This window comes from Streptacidiphilus jeojiense, assembly GCF_000719095.1.
GTDB lineage: Bacteria > Actinomycetota > Actinomycetes > Streptomycetales > Streptomycetaceae > Streptacidiphilus > Streptacidiphilus jeojiensis.
On sequence record NZ_JOEH01000013.1, the window covers coordinates 143,810 to 170,544 of the forward strand.

Annotated in this window: 23 protein-coding genes and 1 pseudogene; 19 read left to right on the forward strand and 5 right to left on the reverse strand. The window is 72.5% G+C overall.

Annotated features, from left to right (window positions below):
• The first annotated feature begins 84 nt into the window (after positions 1 to 84).
• Positions 85 to 1,263: an acyl-CoA dehydrogenase family protein gene (locus IF29_RS0118950; protein ID WP_030256185.1), complete on the forward strand. Its 1,179-nt coding sequence runs from the start codon at positions 85 to 87 to the stop codon at positions 1,261 to 1,263.
• Between the two features lie 13 nt (positions 1,264 to 1,276).
• Here the strand turns inward: IF29_RS0118950 and IF29_RS0118955 are convergent, their stop codons facing one another.
• Positions 1,277 to 3,496 carry an MMPL family transporter gene (locus IF29_RS0118955; protein WP_030256187.1) on the reverse strand — a complete coding sequence of 740 codons (2,220 nt, stop codon included), beginning with the start codon at positions 3,494 to 3,496 and terminating at the stop codon, positions 1,277 to 1,279.
• 184 nt (positions 3,497 to 3,680) lie between these two features.
• On the opposite strand from IF29_RS0118955, the gene IF29_RS0118960 reads away from it, so the two are divergent.
• Together IF29_RS0118960 and IF29_RS0118965 are read left to right on the forward strand one after the other, a co-directional pair.
• Entirely contained in the window at positions 3,681 to 4,244 is a 564-nt protein-coding gene (locus tag IF29_RS0118960; RefSeq protein ID WP_198037498.1) for a TetR/AcrR family transcriptional regulator, read from the forward strand.
• Positions 4,245 to 4,257: 13 nt separating this feature from the next.
• Positions 4,258 to 5,061 (forward strand): SDR family NAD(P)-dependent oxidoreductase, encoded by an 804-nt coding sequence (locus IF29_RS0118965; protein ID WP_030256190.1) that lies wholly within the window; start codon positions 4,258 to 4,260, stop codon positions 5,059 to 5,061.
• A 25-nt stretch (positions 5,062 to 5,086) separates the two neighbouring features.
• Here the strand turns inward: IF29_RS0118965 and IF29_RS0118970 are convergent, their stop codons facing one another.
• A complete protein-coding gene (locus tag IF29_RS0118970; protein WP_030256192.1) occupies positions 5,087 to 6,550 on the reverse strand; it encodes a PucR family transcriptional regulator in 1,464 nt (487 codons plus the stop codon).
• Positions 6,551 to 6,648: 98 nt separating this feature from the next.
• On the opposite strand from IF29_RS0118970, the gene speB reads away from it, so the two are divergent.
• The 6 genes from speB to IF29_RS0119000 all read left to right on the forward strand — a co-directional run bounded on the left by speB (position 6,649) and on the right by IF29_RS0119000 (position 13,454).
• Complete coding sequence (speB, locus tag IF29_RS0118975; protein WP_030256193.1) at positions 6,649 to 7,608, forward strand: agmatinase; 960 nt, start codon at positions 6,649 to 6,651, stop codon at positions 7,606 to 7,608.
• Complete coding sequence (locus tag IF29_RS0118980; RefSeq protein WP_084714530.1) at positions 7,605 to 8,039, forward strand: nuclear transport factor 2 family protein; 435 nt, start codon at positions 7,605 to 7,607, stop codon at positions 8,037 to 8,039. The genes speB and IF29_RS0118980 overlap by 4 nt, the downstream gene beginning before the upstream one ends.
• 47 nt (positions 8,040 to 8,086) lie before the next feature.
• Complete coding sequence (locus tag IF29_RS0118985) at positions 8,087 to 9,556, forward strand: purine-cytosine permease family protein (protein WP_063757534.1); 1,470 nt, start codon at positions 8,087 to 8,089, stop codon at positions 9,554 to 9,556.
• A gap of 137 nt (positions 9,557 to 9,693) precedes the next feature.
• A complete protein-coding gene (locus IF29_RS44440) occupies positions 9,694 to 10,707 on the forward strand; it encodes a serine/threonine-protein kinase (protein ID WP_063757535.1) in 1,014 nt (337 codons plus the stop codon).
• A 54-nt stretch (positions 10,708 to 10,761) separates the two neighbouring features.
• On the forward strand, positions 10,762 to 11,898 hold the full coding sequence (locus IF29_RS0118995) for a nitronate monooxygenase (protein ID WP_030256203.1): 1,137 nt from the start codon (positions 10,762 to 10,764) through the stop codon (positions 11,896 to 11,898).
• The gene (locus IF29_RS0119000) at positions 11,895 to 13,454 is read left to right on the forward strand and encodes an acyl-CoA synthetase (protein ID WP_030256206.1); all 1,560 of its coding nucleotides are present in this window, start codon (positions 11,895 to 11,897) and stop codon (positions 13,452 to 13,454) included. Before IF29_RS0118995 ends, IF29_RS0119000 begins: the two co-directional genes overlap by 4 nt.
• Before the next feature lie 57 nt (positions 13,455 to 13,511).
• On the opposite strand, the gene IF29_RS47715 is transcribed toward IF29_RS0119000, so the two are convergent.
• Positions 13,512 to 14,051: a DUF2087 domain-containing protein gene (locus IF29_RS47715; protein ID WP_037595754.1), complete on the reverse strand. Its 540-nt coding sequence runs from the start codon at positions 14,049 to 14,051 to the stop codon at positions 13,512 to 13,514.
• 269 nt (positions 14,052 to 14,320) lie between these two features.
• On the opposite strand from IF29_RS47715, the gene IF29_RS43700 reads away from it, so the two are divergent.
• Complete coding sequence (locus tag IF29_RS43700) at positions 14,321 to 14,716, forward strand: DUF3592 domain-containing protein (RefSeq protein ID WP_051725500.1); 396 nt, start codon at positions 14,321 to 14,323, stop codon at positions 14,714 to 14,716.
• A 93-nt stretch (positions 14,717 to 14,809) separates the two neighbouring features.
• Here IF29_RS43700 and IF29_RS0119020 read toward each other — a convergent pair whose 3' ends face one another.
• Complete coding sequence (locus IF29_RS0119020; protein ID WP_030256213.1) at positions 14,810 to 16,426, reverse strand: acyl-CoA synthetase; 1,617 nt, start codon at positions 16,424 to 16,426, stop codon at positions 14,810 to 14,812.
• A 146-nt stretch (positions 16,427 to 16,572) separates the two neighbouring features.
• On the opposite strand from IF29_RS0119020, the gene IF29_RS0119025 reads away from it, so the two are divergent.
• The 8 genes and pseudogenes from IF29_RS0119025 (at position 16,573) to IF29_RS0119055 (ending at position 23,497) form a co-directional block, all read left to right on the forward strand.
• A complete protein-coding gene (locus IF29_RS0119025; protein ID WP_030256216.1) occupies positions 16,573 to 17,379 on the forward strand; it encodes a crotonase/enoyl-CoA hydratase family protein in 807 nt (268 codons plus the stop codon).
• Positions 17,380 to 17,393: 14 nt separating this feature from the next.
• Positions 17,394 to 18,451: pseudogene (locus IF29_RS49025) on the forward strand (Zn-ribbon domain-containing OB-fold protein).
• Positions 18,451 to 19,563: a thiolase domain-containing protein gene (locus IF29_RS0119035; protein ID WP_232242200.1), complete on the forward strand. Its 1,113-nt coding sequence runs from the start codon at positions 18,451 to 18,453 to the stop codon at positions 19,561 to 19,563. The pseudogene IF29_RS49025 and the gene IF29_RS0119035 overlap by 1 nt, the downstream one beginning before the upstream one ends.
• Complete coding sequence (locus IF29_RS0119040; RefSeq protein WP_030256221.1) at positions 19,560 to 20,738, forward strand: thiolase domain-containing protein; 1,179 nt, start codon at positions 19,560 to 19,562, stop codon at positions 20,736 to 20,738. Before IF29_RS0119035 ends, IF29_RS0119040 begins: the two co-directional genes overlap by 4 nt.
• Before the next feature lie 165 nt (positions 20,739 to 20,903).
• Positions 20,904 to 21,146, forward strand: a complete 243-nt coding sequence (locus tag IF29_RS0119045) for a DUF397 domain-containing protein (protein ID WP_030256223.1) — start codon at positions 20,904 to 20,906, stop codon at positions 21,144 to 21,146.
• Between the two features lie 466 nt (positions 21,147 to 21,612).
• Positions 21,613 to 22,107 carry a hypothetical protein gene (locus IF29_RS0119050; protein WP_030256225.1) on the forward strand — a complete coding sequence of 165 codons (495 nt, stop codon included), beginning with the start codon at positions 21,613 to 21,615 and terminating at the stop codon, positions 22,105 to 22,107.
• Positions 22,104 to 22,184, forward strand: a complete 81-nt coding sequence (locus IF29_RS49030) for a putative leader peptide (protein ID WP_380523336.1) — start codon at positions 22,104 to 22,106, stop codon at positions 22,182 to 22,184. Before IF29_RS0119050 ends, IF29_RS49030 begins: the two co-directional genes overlap by 4 nt.
• 86 nt (positions 22,185 to 22,270) lie before the next feature.
• On the forward strand, positions 22,271 to 23,497 hold the full coding sequence (locus IF29_RS0119055) for an acyl-CoA dehydrogenase family protein (RefSeq protein ID WP_084714534.1): 1,227 nt from the start codon (positions 22,271 to 22,273) through the stop codon (positions 23,495 to 23,497).
• A gap of 58 nt (positions 23,498 to 23,555) precedes the next feature.
• On the opposite strand, the gene IF29_RS0119060 is transcribed toward IF29_RS0119055, so the two are convergent.
• Positions 23,556 to 24,656: an aminoglycoside phosphotransferase family protein gene (locus IF29_RS0119060; protein ID WP_030256231.1), complete on the reverse strand. Its 1,101-nt coding sequence runs from the start codon at positions 24,654 to 24,656 to the stop codon at positions 23,556 to 23,558.
• A 428-nt stretch (positions 24,657 to 25,084) separates the two neighbouring features.
• On the opposite strand from IF29_RS0119060, the gene IF29_RS0119065 reads away from it, so the two are divergent.
• Positions 25,085 to 26,584 (forward strand): DNA-binding protein NsdB, encoded by a 1,500-nt coding sequence (locus tag IF29_RS0119065; protein WP_030256234.1) that lies wholly within the window; start codon positions 25,085 to 25,087, stop codon positions 26,582 to 26,584.
• Positions 26,585 to 26,735: the final 151 nt, after the last annotated feature.

Here is a 26,735-nt window from a genome sequence, read left to right on the forward strand (position 1 = left end):
TGTTCTAGCGTGGCGCCCGGCGGGAGCGACCGCCGCTTCCACGGCGCTGCCGCCGTGCCGACCCGAGCACCCGAGGGGATCGCCATGCACCTCGCCCACACCCCGGAGCAGCAGCGGCTGCGCACCGAACTGCGCGCGTACTTCGCCGAGTTGATGCCGCCGGAGGCGCACGGGAGGCTGAACGACCCGAAGGCGCAGAAGCGCTTCTACCGCGAGGTCAACCGCCGTCTGGGTGCGGACCGCTGGCTCGGTGTCGGCTGGCCGGTGGAGTACGGCGGGCGCGGGATGAGCCCGGTGGACCAGTTCGTCTTCTTCGACGAGGCGGCCCAGGCGGGCGTCCCGCTGCCGATCATGGCGCTGAACACGGTCGGACCCTCGATCATGAAGTTCGGCACCGACGCGCAGAAGGAGTACTTCCTGCCGCGCATCCTGGCCGGCGAACTGGACATTGCCATCGGCTACTCCGAGCCGGACGCGGGCACCGACCTGGCCGCGCTCAAGACCCGGGCGGTGCGCGACGGCGACCACTACGTCGTCAACGGCCAGAAGATCTGGACCACCAACGGCGACACCGCCGACTGGGTCTGGCTGGCCGTCCGCACCGACCCGGACGCCCCGGCGCACCAGGGCATCAGCATCCTGCTGGTCGACACCACCGACCCCGGCTACTCCACCACCGTCATCCGCACCCTGGCCGGCCACGACACCACCGCCAGCTACTACCAGGACATCAGGGTCCCGGTCGGCAACCGGGTCGGCGCCGAGAACCAGGGCTGGCGGCTGATCACCAATCAGCTCAACCACGAGCGGGTCACCCTTGCGGCCCACGCCACCATGGCCAACCGCGCCCTGGCCGAGGTCCAGCAGTGGGCCATGGAGACCGAGCTCGACCAGGGCAAGCGGGTCATCGACCTCCCCTGGGTGCGTCAGCGGCTGGCCCGCACGCACACCCGCCTGGACGCCGTGAAGCTGCTCAACTGGCAGATGGTGGACGCCCTCCAGCGCAACGCACTGACCCCGCAGGACGCCTCGGCGGTCAAGGTCTACGGCAGCGAGGCCCGCCGCGACGCCTACTCCTGGCTGATGGAGGTGGTCGGCGCGGCCGGCCCGCTGAAGGAGGGCTCGGCCGGCTCGGTCCTCCAGGGCAACCTGGAGCGCGGCTACCGCAGCGCCGTCATCTTCACCTTCGGCGGCGGCAACAACGAGATCCAGCGCGAGATCATCTCCTGGATCGGCCTGGGCATGCCCCGCGTCCGCCGCTGAGCCGGCCCGCGGGTCAGGTCCGTTCGGTGGTCAGCGCGTGGGCGGTGCTGCCGGCGCCGGTTTCGGTGTCGGCGAGCCGGTGTTCCAGCCGCTGTCCCTCGATGTCCGGGTCGGGGACGTGGCGGGCGAACCACCGCGGGTGGTACCAGACCCTCGATCCGACGATCGCCATGACCGCGGGGACCAGGGTGAGCCGCACCACGAAGGCGTCCAGGAAGACGCCGACGGCGAAGCTGAAGCCGACCGCCTTGATGGTGGGGTCCTTGGTGGCCATGAAGGCGACGAAGATGGAGAACATGATCAGCGCCGCCGCGGTGACGACCCGTGCGGAGAGCGCCGTGCCGCGCTGGACCGCGTGGCGGGCGTCGCCGTGCCTGCTGAACTCCTCCTTGATCCGCGACACGACGAACACCTCGTAGTCGCTGGACAGTCCGAAGACGATCGCCAGCATGATGATCGGCAGGAAGCTGATCGTCTCGGACGGGGTGATGCCGAACAGCTGCCTGCCCCAGCCCCACTGGAAGGTGGCGACCTGTGCGCCGAGCGCCGCGGCCATGGAGAGCAGGAAGCCGAGGATCGACTTGAGCGGCACCAGCACGGTGCGGAACGCGAAGGTCAGCAGGACGAAGGCCAGGCCCACCACCACGATCAGGAAGATCGGCAGGGCGCCGGAGAGTTTTGACGAGACGTCGATGTTGGAGGCGGTGGTGCCGCCGACCAGGATGTGCGTGCCGGTGCTGCCCTCGATGGCGGCCCGGTCGTCGCGCAGGGTGTGCACCAGGTGCGCGGTGGCCGCGTCGTTCGGGCCGGACCCGGGCACCAGCCGGATCAGCGAGGTGCGGTTCTGCGCCGCCAGCGGGGTCACCTGGGCGACGTCGGGCATCCTGGCGAGCGTGGCCGCGATCTGCTGGGTGTCCGCGGGGCTGCCCACGTCCTGGGCCACCACCAGCAGCGCGCCGTTGAAGCCGGCCCCGAAGCCCTCGGTGGTCAGGTCGTAGGCCTTGCGCTGGGTGCTGTCGGCCGCCTGCGAGGCGCCGCTGGGCAGGCCCAACTGGATCTTGGCCGCGGGGAGCGCGAGGACTCCGAGCAGGGCGACCCCGCCGACGACCACCAGCACCCGGTGCCGGACCACGAAACGCGCCCAGCCGGCGCCGGCCGTGGTGTCCGGGTCGACGGCGGCGCGGCGGGCCACCCGGGCGGCGCGGGCGCCGAACCGCGGGATCCGGGTGAACCTGGCGACCCTGGTCCCGGCGAAGCCCAGCACGGCGGGCAGCAGGGTCAGCGCGATCAGCAGCGCGATGGCCACCGAGGCGGCGGCGGACAGGCCCATCGCGGTCAGGAACGGGATGCCGACCACGCTCAGCCCGCTCAGCGCGATGATCACGGTGAGTCCGGCGAAGACCACGGAACTGCCGGCGGTGCCCATGGCCAGCGGCACCGACTCCTCCGGTGTCATCCCGTTCAGCAGGTTGGCCCGGTGCCGGGACAGGATGAACAGGCCGTAGTCGATGCCGCAGGACAGGCCGAGCATCAGCGCCACCGTGGTCGACGCCGAGGCGATGGTGATGACCGAGGCGACGGCGGTGATGCCCATCAGGGTGGTGATGACGCCGATGATCGCGCCCAGGATGGGCATGCCCGCGGCCGCGAAGGATCCGAAGGTGATCATCAGGATGAAGAAGGCGATGACCAGGCCGACCAGTTCGGGCGTCTCGGAGACCTTCTGCTGCCAGCCGGGATAGACGCTGCCGTTGTACTCGACCTGGATGCCGTCGGCCTGCACCGGCCGCATCGCCGCCTTGACGGCGTCGAGGTTGGCGTCCTTGACGTCGGTGGCCTGCACGGACCACTGCACCTGTCCGAGCGCCACCCTGCCGTTGGCCGAGACCAGGTGCCCCAGGTAGGGGTCGACGGCGTTGGAGACCTGGGGCACGGCCTTGAGCTTCGTCATCGCCGTCTTGACCGCGGCCTTCTCGGCCGGGTCGGTGAGCCTGCCGTCGGCGGTCGCGAACACGATGGTGCTCTGGCCGCCGCTGAACGCAGGCAGCTTGGCGGACAGCACGTTGGAGGCGTTCTGCGCCTCGGTGCCCGGGATGGTGAAGGCGTCGTTGGTCTTTCCGCCGCTGGCCTGGGCGATCACGATCGCCGCGATCGCGGCCGCCAGCCACACCCCCAGCACCAGCCATCGGCGCCGGAAGGAGAAATGGGCGAGGCGGTGCAAATAGGTCGACATGGTCGGGTCTCCACTGCTCGGTGCGGGTCTCGCAGTCCGTCGCTGACGCTACGCCGCTCACTTGCCGAGCGTCAAGCGAATGACTTGACGGCCGTCAGGTGGTTGACCGGCCGATCGGCTAGCCGGTTTTCCGGGCTGTCTTGATAAGATGCGAGGTGGTCCGCAGACGACGAGGAGCACATCGATGGCGACGCCTGTCAGGGGAATGTCCAACCGGGCGCTGCAGGCCGAGCGGACCCGGCAGCAGATCCTGGAGACCGCACAGCGGCTGTTCGCCGAGCACGGCTACGACGCCACCTCGATCCAGATGATCGCCGACGAGATGGCGCTGACGAAGGCCGCGGTCTACTACCACTTCCGGGCCAAGAGCGACATGCTGCACGCGGTCATGAAGCCCGGGGTCCAGCGCATCGCCGCGCTGCTGGACGAGGCCGACTCGCTGCGGGGGCGGCGCGCCCGGATCGAGCACGTGGTGACCGGTGTCGTCGACTTCCTGGTGCAGAACCGCAGCTACGCGGTGATGGCCTCCAGCGACCCGGCCGCCAAGCGGCACGACAAGGACGAGCAGACCACGCAGCTGGCCCGGCGCGCCCTCGCCCTGATCTACGGCGAACAGCCCACCCCCGCCGAGCGGATCTCCTTCGCCGCGGCCTTCGCCATCGCCGACCACCTGCCGGACCTGGTCGATCTGACCGACGAACAGCTGCGCGAAGCCCTGCGCACCACCATGCTCCGCATCCTGCGCTAGGAAGGCCGTCCTCATGGATCTGCAACTCGCCGGGAAGCGCGCCGTGGTGACCGGCGCGAGCCGGGGCATCGGGTTCGCCGTGGCCCGGGCGCTGGCCGCCGAGGGCGCGGACGTGGTGCTGGCCGCCAGAGGCAAGGAGGCGCTGGACCAGGCGGTCGAACGGCTCGCGTCGGAGGGCGGCGGCCGGGTGCTGCCGGTGGTCACCGACACCACCGACGACGCATCGGTGCGGGAGCTGGTGCGGCATGCGCAGCAGGCGTTCGGCGGGGTGGACATCCTGGTCAACGCGGCGGCGACGCCGGCCAGTGCGGCGGGCGCCCCGCCGGCGCTGGCGGACCTGGAGGACGACGGTCTGCGCCGGGAGGTGGAGACCAAGGTGCTGGGCTATCTGCGCTGCGCGCGGGCCGCGGCGCCGCTGATGGTGGCGCAGGGGTGGGGCCGCATCGTCAATGTCAGCGGGCTCAACGCGCGGCAGGCCGGGAACCTGGTCGGCTCGGTCCGCAATGTCGCGGTGGCGGCCATGACCAAGAACCTGGCCGACGAACTGGGCCCGCACGGCGTCAATGTGACGGTGGTTCACCCCGGTACGACGATCACCGAGGCCAGTCCGGCGAAGTTCGCCGCGATGGCCGCGGCGGCCGGTGTCGAGCAGGCGGAGATCGTCCGGCGCCTGGAGTCGTCGGTGAGCATCGGCCGCCTGGTCACCGCCGCCGAGGTGGCCGACACCGTCGCCTTTCTGTGCTCGCCGCTGAGCGTGGCGATCAACGGGGACGCCATCGCGGTGGGCGGTGGCACCAGGGGAGCCATCCACTACTGACCCCCGCAGCGCATGCGACGGTCCGTCAGTCCGTCAGCCCCAGCTGGCCGGCGGCTCTGATGGCCAGCCAGACCTCGGCGAAGGCCTCGGTGGAACCCAGGTCACGTCCGGTCAGGGCACCGAAGCGGCGCAGCCGGTAGGCCAGTGTGTTGGGGTGGACGTGCAGGGCCTCGGCCGCGGCGTCGGTGCGCCGGTCGCGCTCCATCCAGGTGCGCACTGAGATCAGCAGTTGGCCCGCGTGCGCGGCGTCGTAGCGCAGCACCTCGCCCAGGACGTGCTCGACCAGGGCGTTCAGCACCGCCGGGTCGTCCGGCAGCCAGCGTCCGGTGGTGTCGTTGCCGTAGCGGACCAGCGGGCGACCCGACTCGACGGCCTTGGACACCGCCCACAGCGCCTCCCGCTCGGCCACCCGCAGCGACTCCCCGGGCGGGAAGGGCCGGCTCATGCCCGCGGAGACGCCCGGGATCCCGGCCACCGCCGCCCCCAGCGCGGCGGAGCCCAGCAGATAGCGCTCCTCGCCCCGGTTGAGCAGCAGGTACGGCAGCTCGTCCAGGGCCCGCAGCAGGTCGTCCTCGCGGACCGAGTCGGCCGAACGGACCACCAGCAGGACGGTGTCCTCGCCGTCCAGCGACAGCCGCTGCAGCCGCCGTCGGGCCGAGGCCGGGTCCAGCACGTCCTGGAGCAGTTCGGCCAGCGTCTCGGCGCCCTCGCGGCGCAGCGTCTCCCGTTCCTGACGGACCATCGCCAGCTGCAGGGCGGCCACCGTGGCGATGTGCTGGACCACGGCGAGGCCGGCCGGGCGGGCCCCCTTGCGCTCGAAGGCGACCAGGAAGCCCGCCGTGCCGCCGGGCGCGAGCACCGGCAGCGCGAAGCCGCCGGGGATGGTCGGCGGGGCGTCCACCGAGTCGGGCAGCACCTCGGGGTCGGGCACCGGCACGCCGGGCAGCAGCGGACGGCCCTGCGGGGTGCAGAGGAACACCTGGTAGCCGGAGAGCTGCTCCAGCCGGCGGAACAGCTCGGCCGTCTCCAGCCGCTCGGTCGCCAGCCAGCGCAGTGCCCCGAACACCTGCAGCTGCGCCCCCAGCCGCTGCCCGGCGCCCTCCTGCACGGCGGCGGCGACCTCCTGCGCCACGGCGATGAAGGGGACCGCGAGCGGCACCTCCAGCACCGGGAAGCCGCGCTCCTCCGCCGCGTCGAGGAAGGCGCGGTGCAGCGGCGGTACGTGCAGCTGCGCGGAGAGCGCCAGCGCGGACACCCCGGCGTCGTCCAGGCGCTCCAGATAGGCCCGCTGACGTGCGGCGGGCCGCGGGACGGCCAGTCCGGTGGTCATGATCACCTCGGCCCCCAGCAGCCAGGGCGTGGGGTCCTCGATGTCGCTCACATGGGCCCAGGAGACCGACCGCCGCAGCCCGGCCGCGCCGGCCAGTACCCGCAGCTGCAGCGCGGGGAAGGAGAGCAGGTCCTCGACGGTCAGTTTGTGGTCAGCCACAAGGACGACCCTACTACTTCATGCCAGCGCCAATTGCTCGTCGCATTCCAGCCACCACACACTGAGGGCCACCCCGAACCGGAACGGAGGCCGGCCCCATGACCGACCACCCCCTCCACCCCCTTGGACCCGTCGACGCCTCGCGCGTCCCGCGCTTCGCCGGTCCCGCCACCTTCGCCCGGCTGCCGCGGCTCGACCAGGTCGACCACTGCGACGTCGCGGTGGTGGGGGTGCCGTTCGACAGCGGGGTCTCCTACCGGCCGGGCGCCCGGTTCGGCCCCAGCGCGGTCCGGGAGGGCAGCCGGCTGCTGCGTCCCTACCACCCGGGCCTGGACGTGTCGCCGTTCGCCAGCCAGCAGGTGGCCGACGCCGGCGACATCGCCTGCAACCCGTTCAGCATCGGCGAGGCGGTCGAGACCATCGAGCACGCCGCCGGGGAGCTGCAGGACGCCGGCTCCCGGCTGGTCACCATCGGCGGCGACCACACCATCGCGCTGCCGCTGCTGCGCAGCGCGGCCCGTCGGCACGGCCCGGTGGCGCTGCTGCACTTCGACGCGCACCTGGACACCTGGGACACCTACTTCGGCGCCGAGTACACCCACGGCACGCCGTTCCGCCGCGCGGTGGAGGAGGGGATCCTGGACACCGAGGCGCTCAGCCACGTCGGCACCCGGGGCCCGCTCTACGGCAAGCGCGACCTGGAGGACGACCGCCGCCTCGGCTTCGGCATCGTCACCTCGGCGGACGTGATGCGCCGCGGCGTGGACGAGACCGTGGACGCGCTGCGGCAGCGGATCGGCGACCGGCCGCTCTACGTCTCCGTCGACATCGACGTGCTGGACCCGGCCCACGCCCCGGGCACCGGCACCCCCGAGGCCGGCGGGATGACCAGCCGCGAGCTGCTGGAGATCCTGCGCGGCCTGGCCGGCACCAACCTGGTCGGCGCGGACGTGGTCGAGGTCGCCCCGGCCTACGACCACGCCGAGATCACCTCGGTGGCGGCGGCCCACGTCGCCTACGACCTGGTGAGCCTGATGGCCCTGGGCGGCAAGGCATGACCGCGGAGCCGCGGGCCGCCGCGGAGGTACAGGCCGCCGCCGAGCTGCGGGCCGCCGCCGAGGTTCAGGCCGCGGCCGACGCCCTGGTGGCCGCCTTCGCCGGGAACCGCCTCGACGACTACTTCGACTCCTTCACCCCCGGAGCCACCTTCCTCTTCCCCACCACGCCGCAGCGGCTGACCTCGGCCGCCGAGTACCGCGAACTGTGGCGCAGCTGGGTCGAGCAGGACGGCTTCCACGTACTGGCCTGCGCCTCCACCCGGCCGCTGGTCCAGGTCCTCGGCGACACGGCGGTCTTCAGCCACCACGTCGAGACCCTCATCGCCACCCACGCGGGCGAGGAACGCGTGCACGAGCGGGAGACCATCGTCTTCCACCTCCGGGCCGGCCGCTGGCTCGCCGTGCACGAGCACCTCTCCGCAGCGGCCTGAGGCCGTACGCAGCACATCCCCGTGTTGACCTACAGGAGGCGCCGACCATGGCGGAAGCAGCAACGAGCACACTGACCGAGCCGGGGAGCAGACCCGGCGCCGCACTCGGCGTCGAGGTCCGGTCCATCGACTGGGTCCCGGACGCCGAGCGGCACGGCCGGGTCTGGCACCAGGCCCCGCTCTGGTTCCTGGGCAACTTCCAGTACTTCACCATCGCCCTGGGCTTCATCGGCCCCTCGCTCGGGCTGCCGCTCGGGCAGACCATCCTGGCCGGGGTGCTCGGCGTCGCCGTGGGCACGCTGTTCATGGCCTTCCACGCCTCGCAAGGGCCGGCCCTGGGGCTGCCGCAGATGATCCAGTCGCGGGCCCAGTTCGGCTACCGCGGCGTCGTCCTGGTGCTGGTCGGCACCCTCTTCACCTACCTGGGCTTCAACGTCGCCGACCAGGTGCTGCTCTCCCAGGGGCTGGACGGCGTCTTCGGCTGGAGCCCCGGCTGGGTGGCCGCGGCCACCGCGGTGCTGGCGGTCCTGCTCGCGGTCTACGGCCACGACTGGGTGCACCTGGCCTTCCGCTGGCTGCTGTACCTCTCGCTGCCGCTGATGCTGCTGGTCACGGCGGGGGTGCTGACCGGGCACGCCGGCGGCCACGCGCCCAGCGCCCACCTGGCCTTCACCTGGGCCGCCTTCTTCGCCCAGTTCTCCGCGGCGGCCGCCTACAACATCACCTACGCGCCCTACGTCTCGGACTACTCCCGCTACCTGCCGCGGACCACCTCCGCCCGCTCGCTGATCCTGTCCGTCTTCTTCGGCGCCTCGGGCTCCGCGGTCTGGCTGATCGCGCTGGGCGCCTGGCTGGCCATCAGGCTCGGGGCCAGCGACGGGCTGGTCGGGCTCCGCGAGGCCGGGGACCACTTCATCCCTGGACTGGGCGCGGCCGCCGCGGTGCTCTCCGCGCTGAGCCTGATCGCCACCATGGGGATGAACGCCTACGGCGGCATGCTGACCGTGCTGACCGGGATCGACTCCTTCCGTCCGATCAAGCCGACCCGCAAGGCCCGGGTGGTCACCATCCTCGGCCTGGCCGCGGCCTGGTACCTGGTCGGCACGCTCATCTCGGCGAACGCGGTGTCCACGGTCTTCACCGCGCTGACCCTGATGCTCTATCTGCTGGTGCCGTGGACGGCGACCAACCTGGTGGACTTCTTCGTGGTCCGCCGCGGCCACTACGCCATCGCCGACCTGTTCAACCCGGCCGGCATCTACGGCGCCTGGGCCTGGCGCGGGCTGACCGCCTACGCGATCGGCTTCGCCGCCGAGATCCCCTTCATGGTCCTCCCCGACCTCGGCGGCTGGCACTACACCGGACCGGTCGCCGAGCACCTCGCCGGGACCGACATCGCCTGGGTGGTCGGACTCGCCGTGTCCGCCCTGGCCTACCTGGTGCTGGCCCGCTCGCTGGACCGGGACGGGGAGAGCGCGGCGATGGTGCTGAGCGAGGAGGAACTCGCCAACAGCTGAGGCCCGGCGCCGAACCTGCCGTCGTACCTGTGCACCGCCCGACCGCGGCGGGGGTCCCGTCCCGGACCCCCGCCGCGGTTCCGTCATCCCCTGGGTCCATACTGCCTGCGGAGTTAGGGTGTGGACTGCGTGGACTGATGGACGTCGAGGGCGGGAGCGCGGTGAAGGAAGGAACCCTGATCCAGGGCCGCTACCGCCTTATCGGCCTGCTCGGGCGCGGAGGGATGGGTGAGGTCTGGCGCGGCGAGGACGAGGCGTTGGGCCGCAACGTCGCGATCAAGTGCCTGCGCGCCGAGGAACCGCACCGCAATCCGCGCCAGGCCGAGCTGCTCCAGGAGCGCTTCCGCAGGGAGGCGCGGCTCGCAGCCGGGCTGCAGCACCCCGGGATCACCGTGGTGCACGACTTCGGGCAGGACGAGGGCGTGCCCTACCTGGTGATGGAGCTGCTGGACGGCAGCGACCTTGGCGCGGTGCTGGACGAGGCGCCGGGGCGGCAGCTGCCGATCGACGAGGTGGTGTCGATCGCCCGGCAGATCTCCGCGGCCCTCGCCTACACCCACGCCCGCGACGTGATCCACCGCGACCTCAAGCCCGGCAACCTGGTCCGCTGCGCCGACGGCACCGTGAAGATCTGCGACTTCGGCATCGCCCGGCTGGGCTCCGGACAGGCCGGGCTGACCGCCAGGCTCGGCGGCGGAGCCTTCCCGGTCGGCACGCCGTACTACATGTCGCCCGAGCAGATCGAGGGATCCGATGTCGACCACCGCAGCGACCTCTACTCCTTCGGCTGCGTGCTCTACGAACTGCTGGTCGGCGCACCGCCGTTCGCGGTCGGCGATCCGCTGGTGATCCTGCTCGACCACCGCGACACCCCGCCCAGGCCGCCGCGCGAGCTGCGTCACGAGATCCCGGAGAGCCTGCAGGCGGTGGTCCTGGACCTGCTCGCCAAGGATCCGGAGCAGCGGCCCGCGGACGCGGACGAGGTGCTGCGCCGGCTGGCCCCCTCGCTGGCCCGGCGGCCGGTGATGCCCTGGTGGGCGGAGGAGATGGGGCCCATTCCGGTCTCGCTGGCCCGGGTGGTCCGCGAGCACCCCGCCGTGGTGGAGCTGACCCGGCGCTGGGACGATCCGCGGAGCTCCCGGATTAACTGACAGAGCGTCAGATAATCTCTTCCAGTCTGCGAACCGCTGCGCCATGCTGCCCCCATGAGGACGGAACTCAGCGAACGGCTCGGAATCGAGCACGCCATCTTCGGCTTCACGCCCTTCCCCGCGGTCGCGGCGGCCATCACCAGGGCCGGGGGCCTCGGCGTCCTCGGCGCGGTCCGCTACGGCGAGGCGGAGGAACTGGCCAAGGACCTCGACTGGATGGACGCCCACGTCGGCGGACTGCCGTACGGCGTGGACGTGGTCATGCCGGCGAAGAAGGTCGAGAACGTCACCGTCGCCGACGTCGAGGCGATGATCCCCGAGGGGCACCGCGCCTTCGTCCGGGAGACCCTGGCCCGCTACGGCGTCCCCGAGCTCGCGGAGGGGGAGCGGGCCGGCTGGCGGATCACCGGCTGGATGGAGGAGGTCGCCCGCTCCCACGTTGACGTGGCCCTGGAGCACCCGATCAAGCTGCTCGCCAGCGCGCTCGGCCATCCTCCGGAGGACGTCATCGCCCAGGCCCATGCGGCGGGCGTGCTGGTCGCGGCACTCGCCGGCAGCGCCCGGCACGCCCGGCACCACGCCGAGGCGGGGATCGACATCGTCGTCGCCCAGGGACACGAGGCCGGCGGGCACACCGGTGAGATCGGCACCATGGTGCTGGTCCCGGAGATCGCCGCGGCCGTCGCCCCGCTGCCGGTGCTCGCCGCCGGCGGCATCGGCACCGGCGCGCAGGCGGCCGCCGGGCTCGCCCTGGGCGCGCAGGGAGTCTGGCTCGGCTCGGTCTGGCTCACCGTCGCCGAGTCCGAGCTGCGCTCGCCGGTGCTGCGGGCCAAGCTGCTGGCGGCCGGCTCCGGCGACACCGTCCGCTCCCGCTCGCTGACCGGCAAGCCGGCCCGCCAGCTGCGCACCGAGTGGACCGAGGCCTGGGACGGTCCGGAGAGTCCGGGGACGCTGCCGATGCCGCTGCAGGGACTGCTGGTCGCCGATGCGCTCAGCCGGATCCAGGGATACGAGACGCCGGAGCTCATCGGCACGCCGGTGGGCCAGATCGTGGGCCAGATGACCGAGGAGCGGCCGGTGGCGGCAGTGATGGACGAACTCACCCGCGGCTTCGAGCAGGCCGTGGCCAGGCTGGACCGCATCGCGGGGAACATCGCGGGGAACGGGTCGAGCGGGGAGGCGGGAGCATGAGCACTCCCTCATCGTCCCCCGTGGGCTTCTGGGCCCAGGCCGCCGCCGATCCGGACCGGGTGGTGATGGTCGCCCCCGACGGCGAGGAGTGGACCGCGGGACGGCTGCTCGCCGCCGCCAACCGGCTGGTCCACGGACTGCGCGAGGCCGGCCTCGGCGCCGGCGACGCCTTCGCGGTGGTGCTGCCCAACGGCATCGAGCTGTTCACCGCCCACCTCGCCGCCACCCAGGCCGGCTTCTACCTGGTCCCGGTCAACCACCACCTGGTCGGCCCGGAGATCGCCTGGATCGTCTCCGACAGCGGCGCCAAGGTGCTGATCGCCCACGAGCGCTTCGCCGAGGCCGCCACGGCCGCCGCCGACGAGGCCGGGCTGCCCAAGGAGCGCCGCTACGCGGTGGGCGAGCTGCCCGGCTTCCGCCCGTACCCGGACCTGCTGGAGGGGCAGTCGGCGGACGAGCCGGAGGACCGGACCGCGGGCTGGGTGATGAACTACACCTCGGGCACGACCGGACGCCCGCGCGGCATCCGCCGCCCGCTGCCGGGACGCCCGCCGGAGCAGACCGCGCTCGGCGGCTTCCTCGGCATCTTCGGCATCCGTCCGGGCGGCGGAAACGTGCACCTGGTCTGCTCGCCGCTCTACCACACGGCCGTGCTCCAGTTCGCCGCCGCGTCGCTGCACATCGGCCACACGGTGGTGCTGATGGACCGTTGGACGCCCGAGGAGATGCTGCGGCTGATCGACCGTCACCGGGTCACCCACACCCATATGGTGCCCACCCAGTTCCACCGCCTGCTGGCCCTGCCCGCGGAGACCCGGGCCCGCTACGACGTCTCCTCCATGCGCCACGCCATCCACGGCGCGGCCCCCTGCCCGGACCACGTCAAGCGGGCCATGATCGAGTGGTGGGGCGAGAGCGTGGAGGAGTACTACGCCGCCAGCGAGGGCGGCGGCACCTTCGCCACCGCCCGGGACTGGCTGGAGCGGCCCGGGACGGTGGGCAGGCCCTGGCCGATCAGCGAGGTCGTGGTCCTGGACGACGACGGCAAGCCGGTGCCGGCGGGGGAGCTGGGCACCGTCTACATGAAGATGAGCACCGGCGGCTTCAGCTACCACAAGGACGAGGGCAAGACCCGGAAGAACCGGGTCGGCGACTTCTTCACCGTCGGGGACCTGGGACTGCTGGACGCCGACGGCTACCTCTACCTGCGCGACCGCAAGATCGACATGATCATCTCGGGCGGGGTCAACATCTACCCCGCCGAGATCGAGTCGGCCCTGCTCGCCCACCCGGCCGTCGCGGACGCCGCCGCCTTCGGCATCCCCCACGACGACTGGGGCGAGGAGGTCAAGGCCGTCATCGAACCCGCCCACGGCTTCACGGCCGGCCCCGACCTGGCCGCGGACATCCTCGCCCACTGCGAACGCCAACTCGCCGCCTACAAGCGGCCCAAGTCGGTGGACTTCGTGGCGGAGCTGCCCCGCGACCCCAACGGCAAGCTCTACAAGCGCCGGCTGCGGGACCCGTACTGGGAGGGGAGGACGCGGCAGGTGTGAGCGGACGGCCACCGCGCGGCGGTCGGGCTCCGGCGGTCGGGCCCCGGCGCGCGGCTGTCAGGCCGCGGCGGAGTCCGCCGCCACGCGGTAGCTGCGGCCGTCGGTACTGCGGGTCAGCAGCCCGGCGTCGACGAGGTAGCGGCGGAGCGCGGAGGGGTCGTCCCAGTACTGCCGGAGGGCGATGTTCACCTCGGGCTCGCCGTAGCCGACGCCGGGTTCGAAGACGCGGCGGGTGAGGTACTCCAGCAGCGCCTGACGTCGGGCCGGGCGGGTCGGCATGGTCGTGAGCCGTCCGTCCTTGAACAGCTGCGCCGTCGCCTCGTCGGCATCGTCGGCGGCCGTGGCCGCAGGTGCCGGGCGCAGCGCTTCGCCGAAGGCGTCCGCGCGGGCCACGGCCCTGGTCCCGTCCTCGCTCAGCTCGGCCAGCCCGGCCTGCAGCAGGCGCCCGAGCTGCTTGGCCGTCGCCGGGTCCTCGGCGCGCAGCGCCTCGGGGTCCAGCCCGGCCGAACCGGCCAGGACCAGCCGGGCGTGCAGCCGCAGCCGGGCGGGATCCGACAGGGCGGAGGCGAGCGGGGCGAGAGCGGCGAGCTGGGTCATGGGATCGTCCTTAAACAAGTGGTGACCTGCTCACGCTAGGCGGGTCGGTCGCCGGGAGGCCAGCGAATTTCCCGAGGCGTCCGAGCGGGGGCGATGCGGGGCCGATGTGGAACCGCCGGGAGCGGTAGGACATCCTTCTGCTCACAGATCGGCCGCCGACAGGCGGTGGGCGTGGAAACGGGGGACGTCATGGGCGATGGAGTGGGAGCCTTCGGGCTTGCGTTCGGATTCTTCGGGCTGCTGTTCGCGCTGGTCGGGATCGCGCTGGGGTGAGCCTCGTCAGGCGTGCGGTCACGCAGCAGCGGGCTCTCACCTACGGGATACCGGCCGAGGCTCGCTGCCTGGACACCTATGTCACCAGGGACTCGGAGGGCAGCAGCACCCGGCATGTGATCCTGGGCTTCACCACCCGGGAGGGACAGGCGGTCCGGTTCGAGCCGATGGGTGCGCCGCGGATGATGGTGGCCGGGGACTTCGTCACGGTTCGCTACCTCCCGGAGAACCCGGAGAAGGCCGCTGTCGTCGGCTCGGGTGGTGCCGGTGCCATGGTCGGTCTGGTGATCGGGCTGGTCGTCAGCACGATCTTCACGGTGGCCGGGTTGGCCTTCGCGGCCGGCGGATTCGGGTTCGGCTTCTTCGCCATGAATGTGACCGCGGGGCCGTGACCGAGCGCACCGACTGACCCGCTGCGCGGAGGTTGCACCTGGCCAGGGGGGCGGGGAACTGCGCGACAAGCCGGCTGCGGTCCGCGGATGACGTCAGGGCGCCACCAGGCCCTGCGCCCAGCGCATGTCCGGCTTGCCGGTCGGGGTGCGCTGCACCTCGGGGACCAGGTGCAGCCTGCGCGGGACCTTGTAGCCGGCCAGATGGGCCCGGCAGTGGTCCTGGAGCTGCTGGAGCGTCAGCTCCTCGGTGCCCGGCCGGGGTTGGACCAGGGCGACCACGGTCTCGCCCCAGCGCTCGTCCGCGGCGCCGACCACCACGGTGTCGTACACGGCGGGATGGCCCTTGATCACCGACTCGACCTCCTCCGGGAAGATCTTCTCCCCGCCCGAGTTGATGCAGGACGAGCCGCGTCCCAGCAGGGTGATCCGGCCGTCCTCCTCGCGCACCGCCCAGTCGCCGGGGACCGCGTAGCGGGTCCCGTCGGGCGCGGTGCGGAACACCTCGGCGCTCTTCACCGGGTCGCCGAGGTAGCGGAGCGGGACGTTGCCGCGGCGGGCCAGCCGGCCGACCACCCCGGCGGGCAGCGGGTTCAGGTCGTCGTCCAGCACCTCGGAGTCGCGGATCGCGGTGGTGGTGACACCGGCCTGGTCGCCGGAGCCGCCCCGGTACTGGCTGATGCCTCCGGCGCCGCCCTCCGAGGAGCCGATGGCGTCGCTCAGATAGAGGTTGGGGAAGCGGTCCAGGAAGCGCTGCTTCACCGGGGCGGAGAACAGGGCCGCGCTGCTGACCAGGCCGAACATGGAGCCGAGGTCGTAGCCGGCGTCCGCCGCGTCCAGGGTCTCGATCAGCGGGCGGCCCATCGCGTCGCCGGTGATCATGACGAGGTTGATCTTCTCCGACTCGGTCAGCTGCCAGACCCGGGCCGGGTCGAAACGGTCCAGCAGGACCGCCCGGTTGCCGCGGAACAGCTGCTGCATCAGGCCCCACTGGGTGGCGCCGTGCATCAGCGGGGCGATCGGGAAGAAGGTGAGCTGGTTGTCGTAGGCGGTGGTGACGATCTCCTCCGGCGTCGCCATCCGGTGGCCGTTGGTGACGTCGATGCCGCCGCCCAGGGCGAAGAAGACGTCCTCCTGGCGCCAGACCACGCCCTTGGGCAGACCGGTGGTCCCCCCGGTGAACAGCAGGTAGTGGTCGTCGCCGGAGCGCGGGGCGAAGTCGCGCTCGGGGGAGCCTGAGGCCATCGCCTTCTCGAACGAGACCGTCGGCAGCGCCTCGGCGCGGCCGTCCCCGTCCCCGTCGTCGATCAGCAGCAGATGGCGCAGGTTCGGCAGACCCGGGAGCACCGCGGCCACCTGGGGCGCGAACCGCTCGTGGAAGATCATCGCCACCGGCTCGGCCATGGCCAGCAGATAGCTCAGCTCGTCGGCGACGTAGCGGTAGTTGACGTTGACGCAGACGGCCCGGATCTTGCAGATCGCGAGCAGCGACTCCACCCACTCGGCCCGGTTCAGCGCATAGACGCCGACCCGGTCGCCGGGGCCGACCCCCGACTCCTGGAGGTGGTGGGCCAGGCGGTTGGCGCGCTCGTCGAGTTCGGCGAAGGTGCGCCGCTGCACCCCCGGCCCGTCGGCGCGGGCGCAGGTGATCGCCTCGCGCCCGGGGAAGTGGTCAACCGCTTGCTCGAACAGATCGGCCAGGTTGAATTCCATGCGCGGAGAGTAGGAGCCGCAGGTGGAGAACTCCAGAGCGGTGACGCCCTTGCCCGTACCTCTTGCGGCCCCTGGACAAAGACTGCAACCTGTTCTAGATCTGACGGTGTGTCAAAAGTGATGCATCACAAGCGGAGGGCACCGGCATGACCGGCACTGAACACCTCAGCACGGAGCGGCACGGGGCCACCCTGGTGCTCACCCTGAACCGGCCCGAGGCCAAGAACGCGCTCTCGATCCCGATGCTGGTCGGACTGCACGACGCCTGGCTGGAGGCCGACGCCGACGACGGGATCCGCTCGGTCGTGCTGACCGGCGCGGGGGGCGCGTTCTGCGCGGGCATGGACCTCAAGGCCCTGGCGCGCGGCGGGTTCGGCGATGACGACGACCCGTACCGGGCCCGCCTCAAGGCCGACCCGGACCTGCACTGGAAGGCGATGCTGCGGCACTACCGCCCGCGCAAGCCGGTGATCGCCGCCGTCGAGGGCGTCTGCGTGGCCGGCGGGACCGAGATCCTGCAGGCCACCGACATCCGGGTGGCCGCCGAGTCGGCGACCTTCGGCCTATTCGAGGTGCGCCGCGGCCTGTTCCCGATCGGCGGTTCCACGGTCCGGCTGCAGCACCAGATCCCACGCACCCATGCGCTGGAGATGCTGCTCACCGGACGCCGCTACACCGCGGCCGAGGCCCGTGACATCGGGCTGGTCGGCAGCGTCGTCCCGGACGGCACCGCGCTCAAGCGCGCCCTGGAGCTGGCCGAGGCCGTCAACGAGGCGGCGCCGCTGGCCGTCGAGGCCGTCAAGCGCTCGGTCTACGAGACCGCGGACCTCGGCGAGGAGGCCGGACTGGCCCGGGAACTGGAGATCGGCTGGCCGATCTTCGCCACCGAGGACGCCAAGGAGGGCCCCCGGGCCTTCGCCGAGCACCGCGCCCCCGTCTACCGCCGCCACTGAGGAGAGGCACCGCCATGTCCGACGTGCAGAAGTCCGACGTGCAGATATCCGACGTGAAGCAGGCGGACGTGCTCAGCGCTCCGCTGGTCGTCGAGTTCCCCTTCACCCGTTCCACCGGTCCGGTCATCGGGGCCTTCCTCACCGGGCTGCGCGAACGCGTGGTCCTGGGCATCCGCGGCTCCGACGGCCGGGTGCTGTGCCCGCCCGCCGAGTACGACCCGGTCACCGCCGAGGAACTGCACCAGCTGGTGGCCCTCGACGGCACCGGCACGGTGACCACCTGGGCCTGGAACCAGCACCCCCGCCCGTACCAGCCGCTGGACCGTCCCTTCGCCTGGGCGCTGGTGCGGCTGGACGGCGCCGACACCGCGCTGCTGCACGCCCTGGACGCGCCGCCGCCGGACAGCGGCGACCCGCGCGCGGTCCGCACCGGGCTGCGGGTGACCGTCCGCTGGGCCGAGCAGCGGACCGGGGCGATCACCGACATCGCCTGCTTCGAGCCGCTTCCCACAACGACCGCAGAGGAGGGCCAGGCATGAACGCGGCAGAGCTGCTCGCCACCGTCCCCGCGCTGGCCGGGGCGGAACCCGTCACCAGGGTCACCATCCCGGCCAGGCTCGACTACACCTACAGCCCGGGCTCCGCCCAGACCCGCTTCCTGAAGGCGCTCACCGAGCAGCGACTGCTCGGCGAACGCTGCCCCTCCTGCACCCGCGTCTACATTCCGGCCCGTGGTGTCTGCCCCACCTGCGGCATCGTCACCAACGAGCAGATCGAGCTGCCGCATATCGGCACCGTCACCACCTTCTGCATCGTCAACATCGCGGCCAAGGGCCTGGATGTCGAGGTCCCGTACTGCTACGCCTACGTGCTGCTGGACGGCGCGCACGTCGGACTGCACGCCAGGATCGGCGGTATTCCGCACGACCAGGTGCACGTCGGCCAGCGGGTCGAACCCGTCTGGCGCGAACCCGCGGCCCGCTCGGACCAGCCCAGCCTTGCCGCCATCAGCCATTTCCGCCCCACCGGCGACCCCGACGCCGACCCCGAGAGCTACCGGAGGTGGATGTAGTGACGAGCATTCAGGGCGCTGAGGCCGGTGCTGAGGCCGGTCAGGGCAGCCGGCGCGACGTGGCCGTCGTCGCCTTCGCCCAGACCGTGCACCGGCGCAGCACCGACCGGCTCTCCGAGGTCGAGCTGGTGCTCCCGGTCCTCCAGGACGTACTCAAGCAGACGGGACTGACAACCGACCGGATCGGCTTCACCTGCTCCGGCAGCAGCGACTACCTGGCCGGCCGGGCCTTCTCCTTCACCATGGCGCTCGACGGGGTGGGCGCCTGGCCGCCGATCTCCGAGTCCCATGTGGAGATGGACGGCGCCTGGGCGCTGTACGAGGCCTGGGTGAAACTGCGCACCGGGCAGGCCGACACCGCCCTGGTCTACTCCTACGGCAAGTCCTCGCCGGGCAGCGTCCGCGATGTGCTCACCCGTCAGCTCGACCCCTACACCCTGGCCCCGCTGTGGCCGGACGCCATCGCGCTGGCCGCGCTGCAGACCCAGGCCGCGATCGACGCCGGGCTCACCGACGAGCGGGCGCTGGCCGCCACCGCGGTCCGCTCGCGGCGCGCCGCCGAGGCCAATCCGCACGCGCAGCTGCGGGGCAGCGCCGACGTCGGGGAACTGCTGGAGCAGCCCTACGAGGTACGGCCGCTGCGGCGCCACGACTGCCCGCCGGTCAGCGACGGGGCGGTCGCGGTGATCCTGGCGGTCGGCGACACCGCCAGGGCGCTGCATCCGCGTCCGGCCTGGATCCGCGGCATCGACCACCGGATCGAGGCGCACCAGCCCGGGGTGCGCGACCTCACCGATTCGCCGTCCACCCGGCTCGCCGCCGCGCGGGCCGGGGCCTTCGACGCCCCGGTCGACACCGCCGAGCTCCATGCGCCGTTCAGCGTCCAGGAGCTGATCCTGCGCCGGGCGCTGGGCCTGTCCGACGCCACCGAGGTCAATCCGTCGGGCGGCGCGCTGGCCGCCAACCCGGTGATGGCCGCCGGACTGATCCGGATCGGTGAGGCCGCCGCCCGGATCCACCGCGGCGAGTCCCGCCGGGCCCTGGCCCACGCCACCTCGGGGCCCTGCCTGCAGCAGAACCTGGTGGCCGTACTGGAGGGGGAGCAGTCATGAGCAGGGCAACCGGTCAGGAGCCCGTCGCCGTCGTCGGGATCGGCCAGACCAAGCACGTGGCGGCCCGCCAGGACGTGTCCATCGCCGGACTGGTTCGCGAGGCCGCCGTGCGCGCCCTCGAGGACGCCGAGCTGACCTGGGCGGACATCGACGCCGTGGTCATCGGCAAGGCCCCGGACTTCTTCGAGGGCGTGATGATGCCCGAGCTGTACCTCGCCGACGCGCTGGGCGCGGTCGGCAAGCCGATGCTGCGGGTGCACACCGCGGGCTCGGTCGGCGGCTCGACCGCGCTGGTGGCCGCGAACCTGGTCGCGGCCAGGGTGCACGGCACCGTGCTCACGGTGGCGTTCGAGAAGCAGTCCGAGTCCAACGCGATGTGGGGGCTGTCCCTGCCGGTCCCGTTCCAGGCCCCGCTGACCGCGGGCGCCGGCGGCTTCTTCGCCCCCCATGTCCGCGCCTACATGCGCCGGACCGGGGCCCCGGACCACATCGGCTCGCTGGTCGCCTTCAAGGACCGGCGCAACGCCCTGAAGAACCCCTACGCCCACCTGCACGAGAAGGACCTGACGCTGGAGAAGGTCCGTGCGGCGCCCATGCTCTGGGACCCGATCCGCTACTCGGAGACCTGCCCCTCCTCGGACGGCGCCTGCGCCATGGTGCTCACCGGCGTGCAGGGTGCGGCCCGCGCCCCCCGGCGCCCGGCCTGGATGCACGGCGGGGCGATGCGCAGCGAGCCCACCATCTTCGCCGGCAAGGACTACGTCAGCCCGCAGGCCGGCCGGGACTGCGCCGCGGACACCTACCACCAGGCCGGGGTGGTCGACCCGCGCCGGCAGATCGACGTGGTGGAGATGTACGTACCGTTCTCCTGGTACGAGCCGATGTGGCTGGAGAACCTGGGCTTCGCCGACCAGGGCGAGGGCTGGAAACTGGTCGAGGCGGAGGTCACCGAGATGGACGGCGACCTGCCGGTCAACCCGTCCGGCGGGGTGCTCTCCAGCAACCCGATCGGCGCCTCCGGCATGATCCGCTTCGCCGAGGCCGCACTCCAGGTGCGCGGCGCGGCCGGCGAGCACCAGATCGACGGCGCCAGGCTGGCGCTCGGTCATGCCTACGGCGGCGGTGCCCAGTTCTTCTCCATGTGGCTGGTCGGGAGCGAGCGTCCGGACAGCTGATCGAATCCCTTGCCGCACGCCGCCGGGAAAGGGACCAATCCGCACGAGTGGATCGCGTCAAAGGCCTCCTCCCGGCCCGTCGCCGGAAGTTACAGTGGCATCACGAGACGGGAGGATCACGACGTGGCAAGCGACTCATTCTTTGGTGACAGTGCGGGTGCGGGCATCCTCACCCAGCGCAGTCCGCTCGATGAGGGATCCGACGGGAAGAAGCCGCAGCTCGACCTGGGCGAGGCCGAGTGGATGTCCGGCAGCAACGGGGTCGGCGATGTCCAGATCGCTTTTGTGGAGGGCTACATCGCCATGCGGGACGGGCGGAGCCCGGACGGCCCCGCGCTGATCTTCACCCCGGCCGAGTGGCGGGCCTTCGTCCTGGGCGCACGCGACGGTGAGTTCGACCTGACCTGAAGCAGTGACCCTGACATCAGTGACCCCGAGTCAGTGACAGGGATGCGCCGCGCCGACCACCCCCACGGGGCCGACGCGGCGCATCCTTTTGGTCCGTGCCTCGCACACCCCCACGCGGCGAAGCGGACGGACCCGTCCACGGAACCACCGCCGTCTCGGCATGTGGTCAGGACCCGCGGACGTGCTCGGTGGGAACCGGATCGGCCCGGTACCGCCGAATCACCGGTGGTACCAGGCGAATGCCACACGCTGCAGGTCGACACCGTCCCGGTGGACACGTCGTACTGCTCTCCCCATGTCGCCGACCGTAATCGGAACGTGATGGGCTCGTCAACTGCCGCCCGAGAACACGGGATGAACGGAACGTTGCCCGCCGTCACAGCCTGCAACCCGGGTCCGGAGGGCATCGGTCGGGTGCGGACGGGTGACCGTCGGCACAGGTCCGGAGGCCACGTACGATATCCCCATGGCTTTCCTCCGCCGCCGTTCCGGCACACCGGCAGGTCCGGACTTCGACGTTCTCGCGATGGACCCGGGCGACTGGCCCGGTGACTTCGGGGCGGCCCTGCTCGCCGACCCGGAGGACGGCAGCTGCCAGGGGATCTTCCTCCGCTACGACCTGCTCGGCGGCCGGGGCCCGTCCATGCTGATCGGCAATCTGTGCGAGGGCTCGCCGGCCCGGGAGCCCGAGGACGGTGTGCCCTTCGAGGTCCGGCAGCTGTTCGCGGCCATCGGCAACGACGAGCCGGTCGGCGTGGTCGAGATCGAGGACTTCCCGGTGATGCTCGGGGACGACCTGCTGATCGTGAAGAAGGTCAAGCTCTCGGAGAGCCGCTGCTCCTGCGTGCAGTTCGGGCGCAGCGACGGCATCCAGGTGACCGTGGCGACCTGGGACCGCCCGATCACCGACGATCTGTACAAGCTGCTCAAGCCACTCCCCGCGGCGATGTTCCAGGCATGACCGTGCCCCGGCGGCCGATGCTGACCCGGCGCAGGTACCTCGACCTGCTCCGGCTCGCCGGCGCCGTCTGTCGCTGAACCGACCGTCCCGGCCCCGCCGGTACGTCGCGTTCGTTCCGGAAGTCCAGTAACCGACAGGCAGCACTCGCCGCACGGAGGCCAGCGTGACCACCGCAGCCAGACAGTCGACCCCCGGTGGGATCCCCGCCCCGGCCGGACCCGTCGGCCCCGGCCGGGGGGACGCCGCGGCCGGGAACCCCGCGCTGGCCCAGGCCTTCGCCGGACTGCCGCGCGTGGTGGACCTGCTCGCCGCCCGCGCCGAGGAGCACGACCGCGACGCCGGCTTCCCCTACCAGGGCATCGAGGTGGTGCACGACGCCGGGCTGCTGACGCTGACCGTGGCCGAACGCCACGGCGGCCCCGGCGCCGGCCTCGCCGACACGGTGCGGGTGCTGACCGAGCTCGGCCGGGGCGACCCCGCGGTGGCCCTGGTCACCGCGTTCACCCTGCTGGTCCACGCCCGGCAGACCCGTACCTCGCCCTGGCCCGAGCCGGTCTACGCCGACCTGCTCGCCGACTCGGTGCGCGGCCCCGCCCTGGTCGGGGTGCTCGGCCCGGGCGGGGTGCTCGGCCGCGGCGGCGCCGACGACGCCGCGCGCAGCGCCGGGACGGTCGGCGTGACCGCCCGCCGCGGCGAGGACGGCTGGCTGTTGACGGGCTGTGAGCCCGGGGTCGCCGGCGCCGAGGCCCTCGCCTGGATGGTGGTCACCGCACGCACCGAGGGCGAGCAGCCCGGCGAGGGCGTCTTCCTGGTCCAGGGCGACACCCCGGGCGTGCAGGTCGAGCCGACCTGGGACCAGCTCGGGCTGCGGGCGACCGCCAGCCACGACGTCGTCTTCGAGGCCGCGGAGGTCGGCGACGACGCGGTGGTGCGCCTCGGCGCCGGTGGCGCGGACGACGACCCGCTGGACCGCGCCTGGACCGACCTGGCCCTGCCCGCCGTCTACCTGGGGGTCGCCCGCGCGGCCCGCAGCTGGCTGGTCCGCGCGCTGCGCCCGGTGCTGGTCGACGGCGACGGCCAGCTGCAGGCCGCGGTCGGCTCCATCGAGGTCGAACTGACGGCCGCCGAGGAACTGCTGTTCGCCCTGGCGCGCGGGGTCGACGAGGGGGTGCCCGACGCGCCGCTGCGCACCGCCGCCGGCCGGATCGTCGCCACCCGCGCGGCGGTGTCCGTGGTCGAGCAGGCCGTGGCCCTCAGCGGCGGCGCCGGCCTGAGCCGGGCCCACCCGCTGGAGCGGCACTTCCGTGATGTGCTGCACGCCAGGGGCCACGGACGGCGCGAGCACGAGCTGCTGGCCGAGGCCGGCCGGCAGGCGCTGCGCGGCCGCTGACGCCGCCTCAGCGGGTCCCCGCTCAGCGGGTCGTCCCCGCTCGGCGGGCCGTCCGGGCTCAGCGGGTCCCCACCGCGGCCCGGACCGCGCGCCGCGCCAGCGCCGCGTCCTCGTGCAGTCGGCGGATCAGTATCCGCTGCTCCTCGCCGGCCCCGGGCACGTCGTGCATCCGCAGCTCCCGCATCAGCACCAGGATCAGGTTCACCAGGAAGGCGTCCCTGGGCAGCGTCCCGGAGGACTGCGCCACCTGGCTGATCTGCCGCCGCGCCGCGGTGTCCCCGGAGAGCACGGTCCACAGCACCGCCAGGTCGTAGCCGGGCAGGTACCAGCCGGCCTGCTCCCAGTCGACCAGCACCGGGCCCGAGGGCGCCAGCAGCACGTTGGTGAGCAGCGCGTCCCCGTGGCAGAACTGCGGCGCGGTGTGCGCCAGTCCGTGCAGCAGGTGCTGCAGGTCGCCCGCGTCCCGGTCGGTCAGCAGGCCCAGGGCGTGGTAGCGGGCGATCTCGCGGGGGTAGTCCAACGGCGCCTGGAAGGAGCCGGCCGGCGGCCGCCAGAGGTTGAGCGAGCGCACCGCGCCGAGGATCGCCCGGACCTCGCCCGGCGAGGGCGTGTTGCAGGGGTGCCGCTCGTAGGCGGCGGGCCGGCCCGGTACCCGTTCCATCAGCAGCACGCAGCGGTCCGAGTCGGCCGCGACCAGCTTGGGCAGCCGGGCCGGCGGGCGGTGCCGGACGAAGGTGCGGTAGGCGGCGACCTCGTGCCGCAGCAGCTCCGCGGCCTCCCGTCCGGACCTGGTGGCCTCGCGTCCGGCGGGGGTGGGGGTCAGGCACTTGGCGACCACCGGGGTGCGCCCGGCGGTGCCGACCACCAGGACGTGCTGTTCGTCCTCCCGCAGCAGCTGCCGGGGGACGAAGGCGGGGCATATCCGCGTGATGCCGGCCAGCGCGGCGCGCAGCGCCGGTGACTGCTCGGCCGGGTTGTCCAGCCTCGGCGCTCCACCGGCGGCCGGACGGGGTGCCACCATGCGGCGCGGCCCGACGGGTGCCAGGGCGCGGTCACGGGTGCGTGGATCGGAGCCGAGGGCCGGACGGTGGCGCGGCGGCTGGGTGACCCGGGTGGTGGTGGGCCCTACGGGGGCGGGGGAGATCGAGGGTGAGTACATGGGTGGTTCCGGGTCCCTTCCTGGCGGGCTGCCGCCGGCGGGCCGGACGGCCCACCGCGATCACTTCTGGTACCGGGACGTTGCGGGCGTTCCGGCACTGCGGGGCTGCTGCGGAGGAGCGGGGCGGCACGGGCGTCGGCCCCGGACCGGGACCGCCGTGGACCGCGCACCCTGGGGAGTGCGTGGTCCCGATACGGCCCCTGCGCGGTGCACTTCCGTCCGCGCCACCCCTTGCGCCACTCCCTTGCTCCGCGGTCACCGGGGCAACTTCTGCCCGGTGGTCGCGGGGTTGGGGTGGCGCATGTCTACATGACACCCGCCGCCTCATGGCGCATCAGGTTGCGCACCCTGGCGAACCCTGGCGAATGCTCGCCTGGCACATGACGCCCGGATAGCCTCGAAAGTGCCGAGGAACCTGGGGGCTTGACGTGAGCAGAGGCACCAACACCCGATTCGCAGACCTGTTCGCCCTGACCGGATGGTCGAAGGGGGAACTGGCGCGACTGGTCAACCGGCGCGGCGCGGCGGCCGGACAGCAGCAGCTGTCCACCGACACCTCGCGGGTCCGGCGCTGGATCGAACGCGGGGAGATCCCGCGCGACCCGGTGCCGAGGGTGCTGGCGGCGCTGTTCACCGAGCGGCTCGGACGTGTTGTCACCACTGAGGACCTCGGGTTCCAGCGACAGCGGCACACAGGTTCGGGCGGCGCGGCGCAGGCCGCGTCGGACGTCCCCTCCCCGTACCCGCAGCCGGAGCGCACAGCCGAGGACCTCACCGAGTTCACGGGAATGGACCTCATGCTCAACCGACGCGGAATGATGAGCGCGAGCACCGCGCTCCTGGCGGGAGCCGCCATCGCGGGCCCGCTCCACGACTGGATGGCCGGATCCGACTCGGCCGTGGCCGCCGACGGCCCCACCTCGGGCGCGATACTGCGCAGCCCGATGGCCGCGGCCCTGCCGGCCAGCGACTTCTACGAGGCGGGCCCGGTCGGCCTGGACGAGGTGGAGGCGCTGGAGTCCTCGGTCACGGTGTTCCGTGCCTGGGACGCCTCGCGCGGCGGCGGACTGCAGCGCAAGGCCGTGGTCGGCCAGCTCAACGAGGTCGGCGGGATGCTGACCTTCCATCACCCCGAGCCGCTGGCACGGCGGTTGTGGGCGGTGGCGGCCAACCTCTCGGTGCTGGCCGGCTGGATGTCGCACGACGTCGGCCTGGAGCCGACCGCGCAGCGCTACTTCGTGATGGCCGCCCGCTCGGCCCGGGAGGCCGGCGACAAGCCCCGGGCCGGCGAGGCGCTGTCCCGGGCCGCCCGGCAGATGGTGCACCTGAACCGCCCCGGCGACGCGCTGGACCTGATGCGGGTCGCCGAGACCGGCAGCGGCGAGCGCAACCTGCCCAGGACCAGGGCCATGCTGCGGACCGTGGAGGCCTGGGCGCACGCCTCGATGGGCCACTCGCAGGCCACCAGGCGCACCCTCGGCGAGGCCGAGGACCTCTTCGCCCAGGACCAGAACGACCCCGGCCCCAGCTGGCTGCAGTTCTTCGACCGCGCCGACCTGCACGGCATGGAGGCGCTGAGCTACCGCACCCTGGCCGCCCACGACCCCAGCGCCGCCCAACTGGCGCAGTACCACGCCAAGCAGGCGCTGGAACTGCGCGGCGAGGGCCGGGACCGCTCCAAACTGTTCGACTACCTCTCGATGGCCTCGGCCTGCTACATCGCCGACCGTCCCGAGGAGGCCACCTTCTACGCCAAGGAGGCGCTCGCCTCCACCCGGGAGATGTCCTCGCTGCGCACCTGGGACCGGCTGAAGGGGATGTACGAGCTGACCGGGCGCTACGAGCAGATCGACGACGTCAAGCAGCTGCGCGCGGAGATCCGCAAGGCCGTACCGGTGTCCGAGCGGAGCCGTCCGCAGTCGATCTAGCCGGGCCGGTGGCCCGGACGGTCGTCGAAAGCCCCATGTCAGCGTCGGTGTCAGGGTTCTCCCAGGTGCGTCCGGGCCTGGGAAAGGTGCAGAGGAAGGCACTCGAACGGTACGATTTCGTGCCTCCTGCGGGCGGGAACCGAGCATTCCC